Raw genomic sequence first — 18,680 nt, 5'->3', positions numbered from 1 at the left:
CGCCGTCAGTCGTGGTCTCGACGAAGTCAGGCGCGCAATAGCGCAATCACAGCTAGGTCGATGGCCGCCTCGGAGTTTCCCCGCTCGAAGGCGGCTTGGAGGTAAGGCCGGGCGCCGGACGGGTCGTCCAGATCCCACAGCAGAAAGCGTCCGACGACATGCAGCGCCGCAGCATCGAAGCGGGACGCCGAAGCCAGAATCTGCTCGTCGATCGGCGCATGGCGCACGAATCCCATTTCCGTGATGGATTGCGAGAACCGCCTGTAGGCGACCTTTATGCCCCCCGCGGTTCATGCTCCAGCTCGAGTGCGAGCGTGCTGCGCGCCGGGTCCGCCTCGATCATGGAGACGATCGCGTCGGCGCACTGATCGAGCTTGCCGCTCTCCGCCGTGTCGGGATCAGCCCCCTCGGGTCGAAGCGCACGATCAGGGATAGGTGCGTAGCCGGGTGATCGTCTCAGGCAGCGATGCCATGAGCAGCACTACGCAGACGCACAGCAGCACGATATCCTTGAATAAGAACTCGCCTGCCAGATTCCAGGCCATCGGGTCCGTCGAAATGCTCCATTTGACGACGCCGGGAGTCGTGAAGAAGAACGACCAGGTCACCATGAAAGTAATGACCCCCATGAGGGACCCCAATGCCGACATCAAAGGACTGAATGCGCCGACAGCCAGCAAGATTGCGATGATGAATTCCGTCACGCCAAGGAAATAAGCTTCCCCCCTGAAACCGAACAGCGATAGCCAGGAAACGAACGGACTATGGCTTATGAACTGCTCTATGCCCTGAGCCGACTGCAAGGTGAACTTCTGCATGCCGAAGGATACAAAAATCACGACCATGACCCACCGCAGAATCGCCAAAAGTCGATAGGAGCCTGCTCCGGTTTCTGCAATATTGAAGGTTTTCGTCAGCTCTCGCATCCTGTCGCTCCATTGTGGTCGATGCTGGCTGTACGGGGGCGTGCGTTCGATCGTTACGGACGCTGCGAGCCTTTCGGTTCACGATCCCGTGCACCGTTCAATCGCACCAAGTGAACGTTTGCTGTCCGGATTCGCTCGATCCTAATCGGGTATCTCCAGTAGCCTCGCGGCCTTTTTGTATATTTGGGTGAGATCGTCGAGCATGTGGAGGACCCCCCTGAATTGGGCAAAGGAGTAGTCCGGCCTTAGATCGCTGATGCGTCGACGCTCTGCGCGGGCTTCGTCCAGCCGTCCGGCCGCCGCGAGCGTCAGCGCCGATACCGCGTGCGCATGCACATGATCGCCGGCATTCAGCCCGACGAGCTTGGCGCATTCTCCGGCCTCTTGCACTTTGCCGAGACGGAGCAACGCGAACGTCCGCACCCTATAGGTTCCGAACATCATGGGATCGAACGGGCTGAGGCGGGCAGCGATATCGGCGGCAGCTATCGCGGTCTCGGGGGGACCGGTCTGGCATTGCACGAATGCGAGAGAGTAGTGAGCGAACGCGTAGTTGGGACTCAAATCGACCGATCGATTGAGACCGTCGACGGCTCCCACGTGGGCATACGCCAGCCACTTCGCACGCCCCACCGCGCAATGCGCCGCCGGGTCGCTGGGATCCGCCAAGAGGGCCTGCTCGGCGGTCTCCAACGCCAAAGCGATCTCGCGTCTCGATTCCCGCACGTTCAGATGAAAGGCGTTGTGAAAATGCGTGAACGACAGTCCCGCATAGCTCCGCGAAAACGTCGGATCGCGCGCGATCGCCATGCTGAAGAAGTGCTGGGCCTCGAGGTTACCATCGCTTGTGAAACGAGACATGCTAGTTAGCCCTCTATGGTACGCCTGCCACGCATCGAGCGAAGCTGGCGGTGTGAGCAGCGCACGGTTTCGTTCGATAATATGGATCTCTGCATCGAGGCCCGTTATAATGCGCGCCGCGAGCACGGGAGGCACAGCGTAGGAATCGCCGGCATCGCACCTGAACTCGTCGACCCAGAAAATGCGATCGCTTGTGGGGTCGATCAACTCCACCGAAACAATGTAGCATTTCCCGTCTCGTCGCAAATGGCCGGTCGCCACGTATTGCGCATTCACCAGGGCGGCTGCCGTTCCTGGAGGCAAGCTGCGCAACGAAAAGGCCGTCCCCCGGGCAATAACGCTGAAGCTTCGCAGTTTCGCTAAACCGAAGATGATGTCGCAGGTGATGCTGTGGGCGTCCGCCATGCCTTCCGGCGCCGCCGTGAAAGGCAGCAAAAGCAGAGTGGATTTTCCCATGTGCCTCGTTGGTGGCCTCGGGGGAGCGTCGAAACGCGCGTTTTCGATCAAGCTCGCGACGGCAGGCCTCGAGCGGCCCCGCCGCGCTGCCGCGAACGCGGTCTCGAGCGGCCCCGGATCGATGGCTTCAGCGCGAAAACGCGCCAAGGACAACTCGATGTGGTGCTGAGCCTCCGTATCAAGGCCGCGACGGAGCAGCGCGCGAACAAGTTCGAGGTGGACCGCTTCGTCGAACGGCGCCAAATCGATGCATTCTCGCAAGAATTCGATACGTTCCTCGCTCTCCGGCGGCAGCACCGAAGTGAGGCGTTCGAGAAGCTGCTGGCGCATTTGCCGGAAACGGTGCCGCTGGCCGCCAAGCCAGTTCTCGATCGAAGGAGCGCCATCGACCGCGAGACCTTCGAGAAACTCGCCCTTGAACAACGTCAACAGCGACCGAAGCTCTCCGGGCGACCCGTTCGCCAAGGCCTTCTGCATCCTTTGGGCGACGGACTGGGCATCGACCTCGAGCGAACCTGCGTCGATCCATACCTGCTTGCGGTCGGCGACGATCCGCCTCTCGGTCGGCCTGTCCATGAGGGAGCGCAGCTTGGAAAGACACCAGCGCAGTTCGCCCCGTGGATCGTCCGCGACATCCCAAAACAACTCGCATAGCTTCTCGCGGGTGATCGGGCGCGGCGACATTGCCAGATACGCAAGAAGAGCCCGGACTTTACGCGAGGGCGGCTGATTCAAGGGGACATCGTCGCGGATGACCTGGAGCGGTCCCAGCAACTGCACGCGATCCGTCGACTGATGAGCCATTTCCACGGTCACTCCAACGCTCGCTCCAACGAGGACCGCTTACACAGCGGGGAGTAGGACACCTTCTGGCTACCGTGCGCTTAACACATCGAAGCCGTGCCATGAAGAAGGAAGTTGAACGTGATCAATCACATGTCTCGCCCGCCGCTGGCCGGTGCTCGGACAAGTCGGGCGCTGGCCTGCCAAGACCAATACGCCCAGGACGTGGTGGGATGGTGAATAGGGAGATAGCCACTCCTGAGAGAATGAACGCCTTTTCCGACGGCGTATTCGCCGTGATCATCACGGTTCTGGTGCTGGAACTCCATCCTCCGAGGGAGGCCAGCTTAGCAGCGTTCCTGGAACTTTGGCCGACCGCGATCAGCTACGTCATCAGCTACCTGTTCATCGCGATCGTTTGGGTGAATCACCATCACCTTTTGAGATTTCCCGATGCTGCGACGCAACGTTTGATATGGGGAAACTTTGCGCATCTGTTCGCCGTCTCGTTGATCCCATTCGCCACTGCATGGGTCGCGACCACTCGACTGAGCGCCGCCGCCGTAGCTTTCTATGCCGGTGATTTCTTCTTGGTCAACGCGACGTATCTGCTGCTGTGCCTTGAGGCCGTCGACCGATCCGCACCCCACAAAGTAGAGCGGAAAGTCCGATCGATGATGCGCATGCGCTCGCTTGCGACGCTGGCGGTGTTCGCCGCCGCAGGAATCGTAGCGCTTCGCTATCCGATCGTCGGCTTGGCGCTGATCTGTCTTTGCCTGTTCGTTTATCTCAGTCCAGCCCGGATGATAGGAGCGTCTGATGAATCCGGTTAGATACAAGACGGTCGAAGTTAGCGGCATCACCATCTTCTATCGCGAAGCGCGAAATCCCGGCGCCCCGAAGCTGCTCCTCTTGCACGGCTTTCCGACAGCCAGCCATATGTTCCGCGATCTGATTCCGCTGCTCGCCGAAAGATTTGACGTGATCGCGCCAGATCTTCCCGGCTTCGGTCAATCCGAAATGCCGGTGCGGGAGAAGTTTCTCTACACGTTCGAGAACATCGCTCGGGTGATCGAGCGTTTTACGGAGATCGTCGAGTACGACCGCTTCGCTCTCTACGTCTTCGATTACGGTGCGCCGACCGGCTTCCGGATGGCAGTCCGGCGCCCGGAACGCATCACCGCGATCGTCTCGCAAAACGGCAATGCCTACGAAGAGGGCCTCAGTGACGGGTGGGCTCCGATCAGGGCGTACTGGGAGAACGCGTCGCAAGCGAACCGGGAAGCGCTGCGCGCCTTTCTCACGCCCGAAACGACCGCCTGGCAATATACCAAAGGCGTTCCCGATCCCTCGATCGTGTCGCCGGACGGCCAGAATCTCGACAATTTTTACTTGGCACGTGCCGGAGCGGACGAAATTCAGCTCGACCTTCTCGGCGACTACAAGACCAATATTGCGCTGTACCCCTCGTTCCAACGATATTTCCGGACCCATAAGCCGCCATTCCTGGCGGTGTGGGGGAAGAACGATCCGTTTTTCCTTGCGGCCGGTGCCGAAGCATTCAAGCGAGACATTCCGGCGGCAACGGTTCGGTTCTTCGACACCGGCCACTTCGCGCTGGAGACGAACTGCGCCGAAATCGCCCAGGCCATCAACGAATCCTTGGGTGATCCTGGGGGACAGCAAAAGATCTCTCAGCCCCTCGAGCATTAGGAGAGCCCCATGGGATTATCCTGGCAACAAGGTCCGCTATCAACCGGCGCTGTCGGGCGCTTCATCGTGCCCGAGCGCTTGCCGAAGCGATTGCTTTACGTCGAACGGCTGCGGCGGCGGATGCGGGTGCGTTTCGGGGGCGCCTGGGTCGCCGACAGCGAAAACGTTCTGCTCCTGTTCGAGCCGGCCCGTTATCCGGTCGCTTACTTCCCTGAGGCCGATATCGCGCCGGGCGTCTTGGAGCGCGCCGAGCAGGTCACCCAGCATGCCGATCTCGGAGCTACCTCTTGGTACAGCGTCCGCGCCGACGACGAACACGTAGCGGCGCGCGGGGCGTGGCAGCACACCGATCTTCCGGCCCACGCCAGCGATCTGCAGGGGCGCATTGCCTTCGCCTGGCGCGCGATGGATGCGTTCTATGAGGAGGACGAGCGGATCGTCGGACACGCCGCCGATCCCTACCACCGTATCGACATTCGCCAGGCTTCCCGCAATCTTGTGGTTCACGACGGCGACCGACTGGTCGCCGAGACCAGGCGGCCGCTTGTGCTCTATGAGTCGGGTTTCGCGCCGCGCTGGTACGTTCCGCGCGAAGACGTCGCCGAAGAGGCGCTTGCGCCGGTGAAGCTGCAGACCTTCTGCCCCTACAAGGGGCTGTGCAGCTACTTTTCCATCGGCGAGGCGCGTCAGGCGGCGTGGTCGTATCCGGACCCCTATCCCGAGGTGCGCCGCATCTCCAACATGGTCTCGTTCGAGGCTGACATCGTCACGGTCCGGTTGGACGGCGTTCAGCTTCGACTTGAGCCGGGGCAGTCGGTGGTGCCGCACGGTCCCGACCGAAACCTCGATGTCGAAGAGTTCGCCCGCGCATGACCTCGGCTGGCCAGGCCAAACCATCTGAAGCGGAGCTGGGCATGGCGCGACTGCTTTCGGTGAATGTCGGACTGCCGCGCGACATCGCGTGGAAGAGCCGCACGGTGCATACCGGCATCTGGAAGGAGCCGGTGCCTGGCCGCTGCAAGGTCGGCCGTCTCAACCTCGCCGGCGACGGCCAGGGCGACCTCGCCGGTCATGGCGGGGAGATGCGCGCCGTGCTCGTCTACCAGATAGAGTCCTACCGCCATTGGCAGGACAAGCTGCAGCGCGCCGACTTCGTCCACGGCCAGTTCGGCGAGAATTTCACCATCGAGGGCCTGCCTGACGATGCCGTGTGCATCGGCGACCGCTACCGCATCGGCAACGCCTTGTTCGAGGTGACGCAGCCGCGCGTGACCTGTTACCGCGTGGGCATCCGGCTCGGCGAGCCGCGCATGCCGGCCCTGCTGACGTCGAGCGGGCGGCCGGGCTTCTACTTCCGCGTCCTCGCGGAGGGCGAGGTCGGCGCCGGCGACGCGATCGTCAAGGTCGGCGAGGCGGACGAGCGCATGACCGTCGCCGAGATCAACGCCCTGCTCTATTCGTCTGAGCATCCGCGCGAGCGCCTTGAGCGCGCCTTGCGGATCGGAGCGCTTTCGCCAGGATGGCGCTGGTCGTTCGAAGCCGTACTCAAAAGCCAGGCAGCCGGCCACGCAAGCGGCAATGCGGGGCTCGCGCCTGCATCCGCCGCGCATCTGGTTGCGCCGGGATTTCGCCCGCTCGCGATCACCGCGATCGAACGGGAATCCGCCGATGTGCTCTCGTTGACGATGCGCGATCCGGACGGCAGGAAGCTGCTCCCGGCCCTGCCTGGCCAGTATGTCGTGCTGCGGCTCCGGATGTCCGGAGACCGTCCTCCGCTGCTGCGCAGCTACTCGCTGTCTGGCCCTCCGTCGACGGAACAATGTCGCATCAGCGTCAAGATCGAGCCGGACGGGGCCGCCGGCGCCTATATCCGCGACCATGTCCGAACCGGCGCAGTCATCGACGTCAGCTCGCCACGCGGCAGCTTCATCCTGCAATCCGGCGAACGACCCGTGGTGCTGCTCAGCGCCGGAATCGGCGCGACGCCGGTGCTGGCGATGCTGTCGGCGCTGGCGGAGGCGCGGTCGCCGCGGCCGATCCTGTGGCTGCATGCCGCGCGCGACCGACAGCATCATCCCTTCGCCGCCGAAGTTCAGCGCCTGATACGCGCGCTTCCCCAAGGCCGCCTCTATGTCTGCTACAGCCGCCCCGGCGCGCAAGACAGACTGGGCTATGACTTTGATGCCGCCGGGCATCTGTCGCGATCAATATTCGATGCGATCGAGATGCCGCGCGACGCGGACGTCTATCTCTGCGGGCCCAATCGCTTCATGACCGACATGAAGGCGGCGCTCGCCGCCTATGGCGTGGCGCCGGAGCGGCAGCATCTCGAGATTTTCAACGGTGGCGAGGCGCTCAATCCCGGCATCGTCGGCGCCAACCCGCGCGCACCACATCCGCCGACCGACGATGCCGCAACCGGTCCGCTGGTCTCGTTCGCACGCAGCGGCGTTGCCGCGCACTGGAACGCTTCGACCTATCGAAACATCCTGGAGCTCGCCGAGGCATGCGACGTGCCGGTGCGCTGGTCGTGCCGGACCGGCATTTGCCACAACTGCGAGAGTGGCCTGATATCGGGCGCGGCCGACTATGAACCGCAGCCCCTCGACATGCCGCCGGAAGGCAACGTGCTGATCTGTTGCTCGCAGCCGACGAACGATGTCGTCATCGATCTTTGAAACCATGGATGCACGCGCAATGAAGGCAACAAACACAGCGATCAAATTTTCGGTCGAGGTAGTCGTACTTCCGGTGAGCGATGTAGATCGTGCGCTTCGGTTCTACGTTAACCAGGTAGGCTTCGCTCTTGACGTGGATTATGCGCCGACCGACGCGTTCCGCGTGGTGCAGCTCACACCTCCGGGCTCCGGCTGTTCGATTCAGATCGGCAAAGGAATCACCGCCGCTCCTCCGGGATCCGTGCAGAACATCTATCTCGTCGTGAACGACGTCGAGGTCGCACGCAACCTACTGAGCGAGCGGGGCGTGGCCGTCGGCGACATCAGACACAAGTCCCCAATCGATGCATGGGACGGCAGTTTCGCGCCCGGACTCGATGCGGCTCGGAAGGATTACGCGAGCTTCTGCGAATTCTTCGACCCGGACGGCAATCATTGGCTTCTCCAGGAACGCGGTTACCGCAGCCCATAATTGACCCTTGAAGCACTGGCCTTTCCCGCGTCCCGCCGCGAAGCTTATGCAAGGATGGCTTGCCCGGACATCGCTGGGTTCTGGGTCTCAGATCCATTATGACTTCAGGTTCACTATGCCGGTTGGAATCAAGCTGGTCGTATTCGCCGGAACAGACCTGTGCCAGGATCACGCGCAAACCCGATTACTGCGATGAAGTGAGAAAAACTGGTGTATGCCACATCGAGGCCGTTAGTCTCGTTGAAATCCGTCCAGAACGCGTGCGTACTGCGCCCCGTATCCGCGACGACGGATTCGTCCGCCGCAGCGTTCCGCGGCTGGCGGACGCCCAAGGCGGAGCTTGGCTGACCATGGACGCGCTGTCGGCCGAGCTGGGCCGCCGGAAGCACGGCGGTCTACAAGGATGCCGTAACCGGCAGGATGGTGACGGCGCTGCTGCGGGTGTTTGCTTCGGCAATCGAAGATCTCGCCGATCGCGAGCTGACCAGCGCGCCCAGGGGCCGGCCGCCGCAATGCTGCCGCGCAAGCCTTACTACCGTGAATCCTCGGCCAAGGCCGTTCTGATCGCCATCCGCGAGCGCGCAGCGCCCGCCGCCGGCGAGGGCCGCGTCAAGCTCATCACCGCGGTCGGCAAGCTGGGCGGAGTGGCGCCCTGGGCCGCCATCGTCGAAGGCATCGTGACCGGCGCCTTGCAGATCCGAACCGATCGGCGGCGACTGCCGCCACCTTTCCTCGAGCGAGAGATCGTGAGCCTGCAGCATCAGGCGGTGCGGGCGATTGAGCGCCGCTTCTGGCGGAAGTAGCGCGTGATCTCGGGAAGCTTCATCGCGTTCAGGACCCGGTCGGCGGCGACGCCGCCCTTCCGGCCATCTCGACGCCCCAGTGCATGTGGTCGAGCTCGCAGACGGAGTACGCGTCCGCATTAGGAACGTCACGGACCTCAGTGCGATTGACAGTTATGGCTTCGAAGATCCTCTACGAAAGTGCCAACGGCGATGTCTGGCGGATGGTCATGGATCCCGACTCGGGCGTCCCGATGGTGGAGCATAAGCCGAACGCCGACTCCGGTGGTCGAACTTCGATGGTGGATATCGGACAATTCCTCCGCACTGGAGCGCACGGTCCAGAACACCAGGCTCTGCTTCGCCTGATCGGGTCCCTGTTGAACGATTAGCAGGGACTGTTCGACGCCCTCAAGGAAGGATCAGTTGGCCAGCAAAGGACGGGTCGCCGCGAGTCGGGCATGTTCTTTTTCTTTTCAAATCGTTTGGGTTGTCTCGGTTCTCCGCTGGTTCAGCCCTTCACCATCGTCTTGCTTTTCATGTTCGGAATGCTGCGGTTCTGAGATCGAGCAGGAGCGCATATCGAGGTCCTTGCTGCTCCGATGAAGGATTCGCTCTCAGCCAAAAAATTGGCTCCTGGAACCGTTCAGCAATTGGCGAGGCGCGCTTTCGATCGGTCTCGCCATATAAGATTTCTTTCCGCAAAATTGCACGGGGGCGGGGCCGCGAATGGCGCGTCACGGGAACGTGCGGCAGGTCTCCACGTTGCCCGGGAACGGAAGGCGCTTCCCGCCTTACCAAACATACGTCCCGGAGGATAAACGCCATGAAACGAACCGTACCTATCATTGCGACTACCCTCGTCATCGCGACTTCCACCGCCTTCGCTCAAACGACCAAGCCGGACGTTTCCGCAGCGCCGAGCGCGCAAAATTCGGGCACGGGGATCGCCGGCCAGCCGGGCAACAAGAACGGACCCGCCGCCAAACCCGGCGATACGGTCGGGTCAGCGACCGGGACCAATCCCACCGTCCAGCAGCAGGATACGTCGAACGTAAAAGGGCTACCCGGCAACAAAAGCGGCCCTGCCGTCAAGCAGCCGGACCGCAAATGAGGCTTTAGCAACGTGGAGACAGCCTTCGGTGTTGGCTGTCTCCCCCACCGGGGCACGGCAATAAGGGGCAAGCGTAACCAATCAGGGCTTTTTCTCGTCCTTGGCTTGTTTCGGAATCAATCGGCCCTCACTCACCTCATGCGTGACGGCGGCGTTCGGCTTTCCGTCTTGCGATCGAGCAGACCAGTCTTCCGATTCAGAACGCCAGAAATCGCGGTGAGCCGGGTCTGCGCCGGCCTGCTCCCGGCAGATGGATGCGATTGCTGAACAGGCTTCGTTGTATCCCATCCCGGATCGCAGCGCGCCTTCACTGGCGTTGATCGTCAGGAAGTAGATTGGACCACCGTCGCGGTGCACCTCGAGCTGCCAACTATCAGCGGGCTGTAGGTTGCTTTCGATATCCCGAGCGAACCTCTTGGCCTCGTTCCACGCCACCGCATCGTCGGTCAAATCGACGCCGCCGTCATCCTGGTACGGTCGCGTGCCCCGGACATGAAAGAAATAGCGTGGCATCGAAGGATGCGAACGCAGGGAGACCGGAACCGTTCCTAAAGCGGTCTGCTCTGGAGGTAGGCGGGTTCAAACTCGGCGATGCGCTTCAGCTCCGCGAAATCCATAAGCGTCACTGTCCGGCTTTCCCAGGAGAGCAGGCGGCGTCTTCGGAGTTCCTGCAGAGTCCTGTTGACGTGCACCACTGAAAAGCCGGATGCGTTCGCGAGGTCCTGTTGGGTGAGCGGAAGGTGGAAACTATCGTCTTTGACCAGACCGACGGCGTCCAGACGAGAGGCGAGCTCGCAGATGAGGTGGGAGATGGAGGCGAGTGCATCCCGCGCCGCGATATTGCAGATCCATTCACGCAGGATCGTCGTTTCGATAATCGTCTCGCGCCAGAAGATGCCGGCCAGGTTCGGGGAGGCGGAGATCACGCGCTTCAGCTCCGAATGGGAGATCAAGCCGACCCTCGCAGGCCCGATGCTGATGATGCCGCGGTCGAGAACGGGAGCGTAGACGGCCTGCAGATCAGGAAAATCGCCGGGGACGTGAAACGCGATTATCTGCTCCCGATCCGAAGCGATCTTGTAGCTGGCGAGAAAGCCGTCGTGGACGATCGCGCACTGCGTGGCGATCTCGCCTTCGCGGGATAGCGGTTCACGGTGATCGAGCGTGCGCTCCGTGACGCGAAGCGATCTCAGGCGGTCGCGGTCGCTACGCGACAGACCGACGGCGTCGTTGACGCGCGTGCTGAATAGTCCGGCAGGCATGACCGCCTCCGTGCACCAAAGGAATAGCGGAAAAATAGCGATATCGTCTCTGGCAGCCAGGCGCCTTTGCCATGGCTCCGTTCAAATCTCCGCGGGCGGGAGAGGCATGGTGAATGTAAACCGAGTCTCGTCTGCCGTCGAATAGACAGTTAGTTCGCCGTCGTGGGCCTTGGCGATCTGGGACGCAATATAGAGACCCAGTCCAAGCCCTTGGCGGCTGGCGTGGGCGTTTCCCCGGAAAAAAGGCTCGAACAGCTTGTCCATTGCGGCTGCTGGGATCGGCTGGCCGGCGTTGGAGACCTGGAGTTCGAAGGATTCATCTAGCGTCTCTCCCCGGACGATCACGGGCTTGGTCGGAGACCCATGAGTCAAGGCGTTTCCCAGGAGATTGGAGAGCATCTGGCCAAGCCGCTGGCTATCGCAATTCACGGGACGGTCGATCTTGAACTTGGCCTCGATGACACGGCCCGGTGAGGCCAGTCTGAGTTCGTCGACTACGCCCATGAGAACAGGCTCCAATGGCTTTCCGAAGTCCCGGTTTAGTCCGATCCCCCCGCCCAGCCGGCCGCGCGCCAGATCGAGTACGTTATCGATCAGCCCTGCCATCCGCATGACCGTGGTCTGCATCATGGCGATGATCTGGTGCTCCTTCTCGCTCTGCACCGTTCGGTCGAGGATCCGTGCACCCGCGCTCAGCGAAGCTAGAGGGTTGCGCAGGTCGTGACCGAGCACCGCGATGAACTGTTCGCGCAGCTCGGACGACTCATGCTCGCGCTGCAGGTTGACTTCGGCCGACCTCTCGCCCGTTTGAGCCAGCTCACGGGCACGGAGAAGCTCTTGTTCGTAGCGGCGGCGGTCGGTGGCCCTGATCAGCGCGAGATGGATGGACAGCGGCTTGCCAACGTCATCTCGCCGCTCGCTTGCGTTGGCGATTATCTGCAGCGGCTGCCCATCGGCCTTGATCACGTCGATGGCAAATTCCTCGAACGAGCCCTGCATCCGCAGGAGAGGCGCGATGTGCGTTTCGTAGTAGATGCGCCCCGCCATGGTCAGAAACTCGCTGAAGCGCTTTCCAATCATCTGGTCGGGGGCATGGCCGCTCCACCGGAGGAAAGTCCGGTTCACATATTCGATCCGACCGCCGGGCGACAGCGAGACGTACCCGCACGGGGCGTCATCGACCATGTCCCGGAAATCGAGCAGAACGTTGCTCACGCGATCACACGAAGGTTCGCATCGCGGACACGACTTCGTCCGGAGCGCTCAGATTGGGGCAATGCCCGGTAGCCTGCAGCACGATCATCCGGCTTTTCGGGATGGTGCGGTTGACGAAGTCGCCGACCTCCTGGCCGGCGATGATGTCCTCGCTGCACTGGAGGACGAGCGTCGGCACGGCGACGCGGGCAAGGTCCTCCCGATTGTCCGAGGTGAAGGTGACACGGGCAAAAGCCTTGGCGATCTCAGGATCCGTCCGGCAGAAGCTGTTGGTCAGCTCTTGGCCAAGCTCTGGCCGGTCAGGATTGCCCATGATCATGGGGGCCATCTGGGCCGACCAGCCCATGTGGTTGGCTTCCAGAAATTGCAAGAGCTCTTCGATCTGCTCCGCACTGAAGCCCCCTTTGTAGCCTTTCTCGTCGGTGTACCGGGCGGAGGGACCGATCAGCACCAGCTTACCGAACATGCCGGGCGCCTTCTCGGCGGCGAGCACGCCGATCATGCTGCTGACCGAATGGCCGACGAATACGGCGTCCTGCAGGTTCAGTTCGCGGCCGATCTCCACGACATCGTCAGCGTAGCCGGCAAGGCTCGAATACTTGGCTTGGTCGTACGCGCGAAGGTCGGAGCCGCCGGCACCGACGTGATCGAAGAGGATGGTCCGGAAGTCGTGCTCGAAAGCGGGAGCCACGAACCGCCACATATTCTGATCGCAGCCGAAGCCGTGGGCGAACATCATCGCCCTCTCACCGGCGCCGCGCACGTGGACGTTATTCCGCTCGATCGCTCCTGGCATCGACAGTCCTTTTCCTTCAGCCCGCGGCTGCACTGTAGCTGACGTCGCCTTGCCATTGCGAGTGCCCCAGCAGGAATTGCTCATCCGGGCGCCATCGTATGTTCGACCGCCGTCCGTCCCTTGGCGGCCATTGCCCATACAGCCCGTTCCGCAAGGCCGGGCTTTAATCGCAGGGGAGTGGCTCAGTGATGGGCTACGATCGCCGCCAGACCGAAGGCGCACACGCACGCGGTGGCCAGCGACCAGAGGGCGATGGCGATCTGTCTAGGCATGCCAAGCCGGCATGCCATGGCTTCCCGAGCAAGCGGAGCGGCTCGTCCGCGAGGCGATCATCGAGGGAAATAGTCTTGTCTGAACGGCGGCTTCTGCATGACCACGACCTACACTCTGTTGGACCAATGCTTGGGATTTCCGGCGGATCGCCGTCGAACGCAGCCGCTTCCCAACCCGAGCAACCGTTGCCCGGATCGGCTTCAGATGGTGTCCGACCGATCTGCGCCCTAGCCCGTAATCCGGAGGTCAGGCGGACTGCTGGGTCGCCTCCGCCAGCGCGGCCTTCGCCACTTCGGTGAGTCCGGCAAGGGTTCTGTTTCCGGCGAGCGCGCTGTCGAGTAGTCTTTCCGCGATGAGCTTTCTTAACTGGTGATCGCCCCCATGCGGCATGGATCGACACACGTCCTCGAGCACGACGTCCAGGTTGGCCATGGTGCGGTCGTCCAGATGGGTCATGGATACCTCCTTGCCGCGGGCGGATCATTGTCGCCGGTTTTGAAGGGCAGCTCGTTTTCCGAGCCGCTCCGACCCTCCAACCGGAGCGCCATTTCGGCCTGTCGAACCTTCTTCATCAGCTCTTCCCGGGCCGGTCCCGGAGGAAGACACGAAGCCCGTTCGCGTGCTTCTTCCGCAAAGGCGAAGAGACGCTCCGCGAGGGAGACCGTCTGCTTGAAACGGCGCCGGTTCTGCATGTAATTGCTCCTCCTTAAACGCAATATCGCTGTGGCGCGATTTCAACGAAGAAGCGCAACGCGAGGCAATTGTTCCATTCCGGGAACTCTTTTTAAGAGTAGCGCTCAGACCTCCGCGCAAGGATTCGAAAGCGCTGCCGGTATTGGAACTCGCGCCAATCTCAAGTGTTTCATCGAGCCGAGGTCGGCCTCAATCACCCAAACAATTCAGACAAAGCGGCGAGCGCCGGGTCAATTGACGGCATCCGGCTCGCTTGAAAAACCAAGGGTTATTATGGCGCAACTCAGTGAAGGGGATGCTGCCGCCGGAATAGCGGCCTGGCAGTGGCGGCAGATCGTCGACGGCGCCACTGACACAGCTATCATCACGACGGATCATCGCGGGGCGGTGACGAGTTGGAACAAGGGGGCTTCGAGTATTCTCGGTTGGGAAGAGGCTGAGATGCTCGGGAAATCCTTGAGCCGCATCTTCTCCGACGAGGACCAACACGCCCAGCTCTCCCGCGAGATCGACGACGCGATTTCGGTCGGCAAGGGTGGCGGCGAGGAAGGGTGGCGTATTCGCAAGGATGGCAGCCGTTTCTGGGCTGTGGGAGAGCTGAGCCCGATCCGGGACGGGTCGAAGGTCGTCGGTTTCATCAAGATCCTGCGCGACAGAACGGCGCAGCGGGACGCCGAAGAAATCATAAGGGAAGAGCGTCACGCGCTCGAAGTCCTCAATCGGGCCGGCTCGGAGCTGGCTTTGCAGACCGACCTCCAGAAGCTTGTGCAGATTGTGACCGACGCGGGGGTGGAGCTCTCCGGCGCGGAATTCGGCGCGTTCTTCTACAATCTCATCGATAGCGCGGGCGAGAGCTACACGCTCTACACGCTCTCGGGTGCCCCTCTCGAAGCTTTCTCGAAATTCCCGATGCCTCGGAACACGGATGTGTTCGGACCGACATTCAGGGGCGAGGGAATCGTTCGTTCGGACGACAGTTACCAAGGACCCCCGCTACGGCAAGAATGCGCCGCGCAAGGGCATGCCGGACGGGCATCTGCCCGTCCGGAGCTATCTCGCTGTGTCGGTAATTTCCCGCACGGGGGAGGTTCTTGGCGGTTTGTTCTTCGGTCATGCAAAGACGGGCGTGTTCACCGAAAGATCCGAGCGAGGTCTGTCGGGCCTCGCTGCGGAGGCCGCCGTGGCGATAGACAACGTCCGCCTGTCCCAGGCCATGCAGCGCGAAATCGAGGAGCGCAAGCGCGCGCAGGAAGCCCTCGTCGAACTGAATGCCACGCTCGAGAAACAGGTCACCGAGCGGACCGATCAATTGCGCAAGAACGAGGAGGCTCTTCGCCAGTCCCAGAAGATGGAAGCAGTCGGTCAATTGACGGGCGGGGTCGCGCACGATTTCAACAATCTGCTTCAGGTCATTATCGGCAACCTCGATACGCTTCAGCGCAATCTTCCCGCCGACTCGGGTCGGCTATTGCGCGCCGCCAAACATGCGATGAACGGGGCGCAGCGCGCGGCCGCTTTGACGCAACGACTTCTTGCGTTCTCCCGTCGGCAGCCGCTCGATCCGAAACCGCTCGACGTGAATGCGCTGGTCAACGGTCTGTCGGAGATGGTGCATCGGACCTTGAGCGAGACGATTTCGGTGGAGACCGTGCTGGGCGCGGGAGTTTGGCGCGTCGAGGTCGACCCTGCCGAACTCGAAGCGGCGATCGTCAACCTGGCCGTCAATGCCCGCGATGCCATGCCGAACGGTGGCCGCCTGACCATAGAGACCAGCAATGCGCACATCGATGAAGCGTACGTCGCCGCGCACAGGGAAGTCGTGGCCGGCCAGTACGTGGCCATCGCAGTGACGGATACGGGCATCGGCATGGACGCCAAGACCATCGCCCAGGCTTTCGAACCCTTCTATACGACGAAGGAGGTGGGCAAGGGAACCGGCCTCGGCCTCAGCCAAGTTTATGGTTTCGTCAAGCAATCCGGGGGTCACGTCAAGATCTACTCCGAAGTCGGACAGGGCACCACCGTGAAGCTCTATCTGCCGCGGATTGTTGCCGAAGGAATGAGTGAAGAGGAGTCTGGATCGCTTCCCAGTCCGGAAGCAGCCCAGGAGGAAACCATCCTTGTGCTGGAGGATGATGAGGACGTGAGGGCGTACTCGGTCGATAGCCTGCGTGAGTTGGGCTATCGCGTCATCGAGGCGTATGACGGTCCGGCGGCTTTGCGCCTGCTCGAGCGACAGCCTCGGGTCGATCTGCTCTTCACCGACGTCGTCCTACCAGGCGGCCTCACCGGCGCGCAGGTTGCAGCTCAAGCGAAGACTGTTCGTCCCAACTTGAAGGTGCTGTTCACGACGGGATACGCGCGTAATGCCATCATTCACCACGGTCGGCTGGACAAGGGCGTGCAGTTGATCGTCAAACCATTCAGCTTTAGCGAACTGGCTGCGAAGATCCGCGATGTGCTCGACGCAAAGGCCGACTAATCAGCTAAGCGGAGCGCTTGTCTGTTTGACGCGTCCGCTGGCGCACTGCGAATATCGGCGCGGCTAGATTAGCTTGAACGGGTTAAGAGGTGCTACGTGGACGTGCTCACCATCAGCGTCGGTGACCCACACCTTATAGCCGCGGCCCCGGAGTTCAGGTCGGGCGTCAGAAAGCTCTTGCGCCAGCCGGTCCGCACCTGAATGGCCATTGCGTTGTCTTCCAGCAACTGCCCGCCGCTGATCGACGACGGTTTGGCTATGGACAAGATCGAAGTGGTAGCGGGGCATATGAGTACAACCGCATCGAACATCACTCGTTCCGGCTGAAACCGTCACTAAACTTCTAACTGCGAGCGGCCGCTCTTAGAATTTGAGGGTCGTGCGTAGGCCAAAGACCGATGCACTCTTTAGGGCCTTACCGGCCAGCGGGCCGGCGGTTAAGGCAGCCCCACCTCCGGGATGTACGATGTATTGGAAGTTTGGCTGTACGGTCCAGCCATCCTTGATCTGATACTGATAGGCCGCTGTGAGCAAACCTTCGAAGCTTCGCACTGGCCACTTCGGATTGACGAACGTGCGATAATCGGTGTCGAGAGCGCGCGCCCGTTTGGAGACGTGGGCATAACCCCCAGCGATCCCGAACTTGTCGTCGGGACGGTCGTCGCGAAGTCCGATGAATTCCACGCCGGCATCGGCGTAGAGATCAATCAGGTTGCGATCAGCGGGCGCGCCGGCGGCCCTTGCGAACACACCGATTCCACGATCGTCGCTGTGAGGCACGCGGTAAATCTGTTGCTCGAAGACCGCCCAACCACCGATATCTCCTGCCAGCATTAGGGGCTCGCCGCTACTGCCGGGAGCGGCGAGTGAGGCTCCATTCGAAGTGAGCCGTTGATCGGCGAAAGAGCCGAAGTGCCGCCACCCGCCGAACTTGATCTGGCCAGTAAGGTTGGGATCGCCCTTCTTGTTGTTCCAAGCGTACTGGATCTGACCTAGGAGCAACGGCGGATCGTTGACGCGGAAATTCACACCGTAGCGATTGCGCTCCTGGGGGTCGCCCGATCCGGGGCCCGCCTGGTCGCCGTCGGAGATCCCGCCCAAAATGGAAAGCTGGTCGGTCACGTTGACCAGTAGCCTTGCGCCCATCGCCGCCAAAGGTGGCGAAGGTCCGCCGCTGGGAAGATCGAGCGAGGTGATCGCGGGCCAACCCAGCGAGGCGTTGGTGAACACGTCGGTATATCTGGTGTTGAAAAATTCGCTATCGGCGGCGAGCTGGCCGAATTTAAGCGAGATCCTCTGCGCACCCCACTGCTTTTCGAAATAGGCTTCGTAAAGACGTGTTGCGGGCAGAGCCTCGATTCCGCTCACGACGAAGAAGTTCTGAAGATTGCTCCGGGACAGGCCGTCGCCATGGATCTGGAACATGTTGGCGTGAAAGGTGAGCTTGTCGACGCCGACGAGCTTCTGCAGATCGACATCCACTGCGAGGTTGAGGCGGCCTTTTCGTAGATGGCACCCTGCTTCAGACCGCCGAAAGGGTTGCCAAGCGTCTCCCCGATGTAAGTGGCCGCGAACTTCACGCCGAACTTCTGCAGCGGATTGGGGAGGAGGCCGAGCGTCTTTTCCTCCACGGTGCTCTCACCCGTATCCGGATCGGCCGGCTTGTCGTCGTCGGTCTTCTTATCCTCCTGAGCGCCGGCACCGGCTGCCAGAAACAAGATGACACACGTGGAAATACACCAACTCTCAGCCTTTTCCTTGATCTCCTTCGCGAGTTCCTCGCGAGCCGCAGCGTCGAGTTTCTTCGAGTCGTCGATCCCGACTATCCGCGTACCGGGCTTCAGGATCACGGCGCCGGCGGAGACTGGCCCGGCGAGAGGGCTCATTCCGGCCTCGTCCACGCCTGCCACGGCCTGAACGCCGCTCTCCCAGAGAGAGGTTTCGAAACCGAGGATCTTGCGCAGGCGCTGCCCTTCGGACCTGTTTTCAAAACGCCGCTTATCGATCGAAGCCAGGATGGCACGGGCTCCCGCGCGGGTGTCGGCCCGCAAGATCTGCTCGACGCTGGCCTCGAGCGGTCTTTTCTCGACGACATAGCGCTGACGCAATGCATCGAGCGAATATTGGGACATGGAGGCCTTCGTGGAGACTGACTGTGGGGAGCGTGTCGGTGA

General features: G+C 61.7%; 19 protein-coding genes and 2 pseudogenes. 8 read left to right on the top strand and 13 right to left on the bottom strand.

Annotated features, from left to right (window positions below):
• Nucleotides 1–26 precede the first annotated feature (26 nt).
• The 3 genes from ABIB00_RS19235 to ABIB00_RS19225 all read right to left on the bottom strand — a co-directional run bounded on the left by ABIB00_RS19235 (nt 27) and on the right by ABIB00_RS19225 (nt 3,059).
• The gene (locus ABIB00_RS19235; protein WP_354105442.1) at nt 27–236 is read right to left on the bottom strand and encodes a hypothetical protein; all 210 of its coding nucleotides are present in this window, start codon (nt 234–236) and stop codon (nt 27–29) included.
• Nucleotides 237–425: 189 nt separating this feature from the next.
• The gene (locus tag ABIB00_RS19230; RefSeq protein WP_354105441.1) at nt 426–926 is read right to left on the bottom strand and encodes a DUF417 family protein; all 501 of its coding nucleotides are present in this window, start codon (nt 924–926) and stop codon (nt 426–428) included.
• Between the two features lie 141 nt (nt 927–1,067).
• Nucleotides 1,068–3,059: a BTAD domain-containing putative transcriptional regulator gene (locus ABIB00_RS19225; protein ID WP_354105440.1), complete on the bottom strand. Its 1,992-nt coding sequence runs from the start codon at nt 3,057–3,059 to the stop codon at nt 1,068–1,070.
• An 89-nt stretch (nt 3,060–3,148) separates the two neighbouring features.
• Between ABIB00_RS19225 and ABIB00_RS19220 the strand changes: the two genes are divergently transcribed.
• The 6 genes from ABIB00_RS19220 (at nt 3,149) to ABIB00_RS19195 (ending at nt 8,692) form a co-directional block, all read left to right on the top strand.
• A complete protein-coding gene (locus tag ABIB00_RS19220) occupies nt 3,149–3,859 on the top strand; it encodes a TMEM175 family protein (protein ID WP_354105439.1) in 711 nt (236 codons plus the stop codon).
• The gene (locus tag ABIB00_RS19215) at nt 3,846–4,739 is read left to right on the top strand and encodes an alpha/beta fold hydrolase (protein ID WP_354105438.1); all 894 of its coding nucleotides are present in this window, start codon (nt 3,846–3,848) and stop codon (nt 4,737–4,739) included. The genes ABIB00_RS19220 and ABIB00_RS19215 overlap by 14 nt, the downstream gene beginning before the upstream one ends.
• Before the next feature lie 66 nt (nt 4,740–4,805).
• Complete coding sequence (locus ABIB00_RS19210; RefSeq protein WP_354105437.1) at nt 4,806–5,612, top strand: DUF427 domain-containing protein; 807 nt, start codon at nt 4,806–4,808, stop codon at nt 5,610–5,612.
• A gap of 41 nt (nt 5,613–5,653) precedes the next feature.
• A complete protein-coding gene (locus ABIB00_RS19205) occupies nt 5,654–7,417 on the top strand; it encodes an MOSC domain-containing protein (protein WP_354105436.1) in 1,764 nt (587 codons plus the stop codon).
• Nucleotides 7,398–7,889: a VOC family protein gene (locus ABIB00_RS19200; RefSeq protein ID WP_354105435.1), complete on the top strand. Its 492-nt coding sequence runs from the start codon at nt 7,398–7,400 to the stop codon at nt 7,887–7,889. Before ABIB00_RS19205 ends, ABIB00_RS19200 begins: the two co-directional genes overlap by 20 nt.
• A 350-nt stretch (nt 7,890–8,239) precedes the next feature.
• Entirely contained in the window at nt 8,240–8,692 is a 453-nt protein-coding gene (locus ABIB00_RS19195) for a hypothetical protein (RefSeq protein ID WP_354105434.1), read from the top strand.
• On the opposite strand, the pseudogene ABIB00_RS39105 reads toward ABIB00_RS19195, so the two are convergent.
• A pseudogene (locus tag ABIB00_RS39105) lies at nt 8,650–8,813 on the bottom strand (DNA polymerase/3'-5' exonuclease PolX); the annotation flags it as partial. The gene ABIB00_RS19195 and the pseudogene ABIB00_RS39105 sit on opposite strands and share 43 nt — an antisense overlap.
• Nucleotides 8,814–9,497: 684 nt before the next feature.
• On the opposite strand from ABIB00_RS39105, the gene ABIB00_RS19190 reads away from it, so the two are divergent.
• Nucleotides 9,498–9,785 carry a hypothetical protein gene (locus tag ABIB00_RS19190; protein ID WP_354105433.1) on the top strand — a complete coding sequence of 96 codons (288 nt, stop codon included), beginning with the start codon at nt 9,498–9,500 and terminating at the stop codon, nt 9,783–9,785.
• 81 nt (nt 9,786–9,866) lie between these two features.
• Here the strand turns inward: ABIB00_RS19190 and ABIB00_RS19185 are convergent, their stop codons facing one another.
• The 6 genes from ABIB00_RS19185 to ABIB00_RS19160 all read right to left on the bottom strand — a co-directional run bounded on the left by ABIB00_RS19185 (nt 9,867) and on the right by ABIB00_RS19160 (nt 14,023).
• Entirely contained in the window at nt 9,867–10,298 is a 432-nt protein-coding gene (locus ABIB00_RS19185; protein WP_354105432.1) for a DUF6894 family protein, read from the bottom strand.
• A 35-nt stretch (nt 10,299–10,333) separates the two neighbouring features.
• The gene (locus ABIB00_RS19180; protein WP_354105431.1) at nt 10,334–11,047 is read right to left on the bottom strand and encodes a Crp/Fnr family transcriptional regulator; all 714 of its coding nucleotides are present in this window, start codon (nt 11,045–11,047) and stop codon (nt 10,334–10,336) included.
• A gap of 81 nt (nt 11,048–11,128) precedes the next feature.
• Nucleotides 11,129–12,232 (bottom strand): PAS domain-containing sensor histidine kinase, encoded by a 1,104-nt coding sequence (locus ABIB00_RS19175; RefSeq protein ID WP_354105478.1) that lies wholly within the window; start codon nt 12,230–12,232, stop codon nt 11,129–11,131.
• Nucleotides 12,233–12,266: 34 nt separating this feature from the next.
• Nucleotides 12,267–13,058 (bottom strand): alpha/beta fold hydrolase, encoded by a 792-nt coding sequence (locus ABIB00_RS19170; protein ID WP_354105477.1) that lies wholly within the window; start codon nt 13,056–13,058, stop codon nt 12,267–12,269.
• Between the two features lie 519 nt (nt 13,059–13,577).
• Nucleotides 13,578–13,787 carry a hypothetical protein gene (locus ABIB00_RS19165; RefSeq protein ID WP_354105430.1) on the bottom strand — a complete coding sequence of 70 codons (210 nt, stop codon included), beginning with the start codon at nt 13,785–13,787 and terminating at the stop codon, nt 13,578–13,580.
• Nucleotides 13,784–14,023 (bottom strand): hypothetical protein, encoded by a 240-nt coding sequence (locus tag ABIB00_RS19160; RefSeq protein ID WP_354105429.1) that lies wholly within the window; start codon nt 14,021–14,023, stop codon nt 13,784–13,786. The genes ABIB00_RS19165 and ABIB00_RS19160 overlap by 4 nt, the downstream gene beginning before the upstream one ends.
• 274 nt (nt 14,024–14,297) lie before the next feature.
• On the opposite strand from ABIB00_RS19160, the pseudogene ABIB00_RS19155 reads away from it, so the two are divergent.
• Nucleotides 14,298–16,506: pseudogene (locus ABIB00_RS19155) on the top strand (ATP-binding protein).
• Nucleotides 16,507–16,598: 92 nt separating this feature from the next.
• Here ABIB00_RS19155 and ABIB00_RS19150 read toward each other — a convergent pair.
• The 3 genes from ABIB00_RS19150 to ABIB00_RS19140 are packed head-to-tail and all read right to left on the bottom strand — an operon-like array spanning nt 16,599 to nt 18,638.
• Nucleotides 16,599–16,817, bottom strand: a complete 219-nt coding sequence (locus ABIB00_RS19150) for a hypothetical protein (protein ID WP_354105428.1) — start codon at nt 16,815–16,817, stop codon at nt 16,599–16,601.
• Nucleotides 16,818–16,869: 52 nt separating this feature from the next.
• The gene (locus ABIB00_RS19145; RefSeq protein WP_354105427.1) at nt 16,870–17,988 is read right to left on the bottom strand and encodes a carbohydrate porin; all 1,119 of its coding nucleotides are present in this window, start codon (nt 17,986–17,988) and stop codon (nt 16,870–16,872) included.
• Nucleotides 17,871–18,638 (bottom strand): ribonuclease H family protein, encoded by a 768-nt coding sequence (locus ABIB00_RS19140; protein WP_354105426.1) that lies wholly within the window; start codon nt 18,636–18,638, stop codon nt 17,871–17,873. Before ABIB00_RS19140 ends, ABIB00_RS19145 begins: the two co-directional genes overlap by 118 nt.
• Nucleotides 18,639–18,680: the final 42 nt, after the last annotated feature.

Source organism: Bradyrhizobium sp. LB14.3 (assembly GCF_040547985.1).
GTDB lineage: Bacteria > Pseudomonadota > Alphaproteobacteria > Rhizobiales > Xanthobacteraceae > Bradyrhizobium.
This window is presented reverse-complemented; position numbering and strand designations above follow the sequence as displayed.

Bases quoted from the DNA above. Each gene is read 5' to 3' on its own strand.
- ABIB00_RS19235 (WP_354105442.1), bottom strand. From the start codon at position 236: ATGGGATTCGTGCGCCATGCGCCGATCGACGAGCAGATTCTGGCTTCG.
- ABIB00_RS19230 (WP_354105441.1), bottom strand. From the start codon at position 926: ATGCGAGAGCTGACGAAAACCTTCAATATTGCAGAAACCGGAGCAGGC.
- ABIB00_RS19220 (WP_354105439.1), top strand. From the start codon at position 3,149: ATGAAGAAGGAAGTTGAACGTGATCAATCACATGTCTCGCCCGCCGCT.
- ABIB00_RS19215 (WP_354105438.1), top strand. From the start codon at position 3,846: ATGAATCCGGTTAGATACAAGACGGTCGAAGTTAGCGGCATCACCATC.
- ABIB00_RS19205 (WP_354105436.1), top strand. From the start codon at position 5,654: ATGGCGCGACTGCTTTCGGTGAATGTCGGACTGCCGCGCGACATCGCG.
- ABIB00_RS19200 (WP_354105435.1), top strand. From the start codon at position 7,398: ATGTCGTCATCGATCTTTGAAACCATGGATGCACGCGCAATGAAGGCA.
- ABIB00_RS19195 (WP_354105434.1), top strand. From the start codon at position 8,240: ATGGACGCGCTGTCGGCCGAGCTGGGCCGCCGGAAGCACGGCGGTCTA.
- ABIB00_RS19190 (WP_354105433.1), top strand. From the start codon at position 9,498: ATGAAACGAACCGTACCTATCATTGCGACTACCCTCGTCATCGCGACT.
- ABIB00_RS19185 (WP_354105432.1), bottom strand. From the start codon at position 10,298: ATGCCACGCTATTTCTTTCATGTCCGGGGCACGCGACCGTACCAGGAT.
- ABIB00_RS19180 (WP_354105431.1), bottom strand. From the start codon at position 11,047: ATGCCTGCCGGACTATTCAGCACGCGCGTCAACGACGCCGTCGGTCTG.
- ABIB00_RS19175 (WP_354105478.1), bottom strand. From the start codon at position 12,232: ATGGTCGATGACGCCCCGTGCGGGTACGTCTCGCTGTCGCCCGGCGGT.
- ABIB00_RS19170 (WP_354105477.1), bottom strand. From the start codon at position 13,058: ATGCCAGGAGCGATCGAGCGGAATAACGTCCACGTGCGCGGCGCCGGT.
- ABIB00_RS19165 (WP_354105430.1), bottom strand. From the start codon at position 13,787: ATGACCCATCTGGACGACCGCACCATGGCCAACCTGGACGTCGTGCTC.
- ABIB00_RS19160 (WP_354105429.1), bottom strand. From the start codon at position 14,023: ATGCAGAACCGGCGCCGTTTCAAGCAGACGGTCTCCCTCGCGGAGCGT.
- ABIB00_RS19150 (WP_354105428.1), bottom strand. From the start codon at position 16,817: ATGTTCGATGCGGTTGTACTCATATGCCCCGCTACCACTTCGATCTTG.
- ABIB00_RS19140 (WP_354105426.1), bottom strand. From the start codon at position 18,638: ATGTCCCAATATTCGCTCGATGCATTGCGTCAGCGCTATGTCGTCGAG.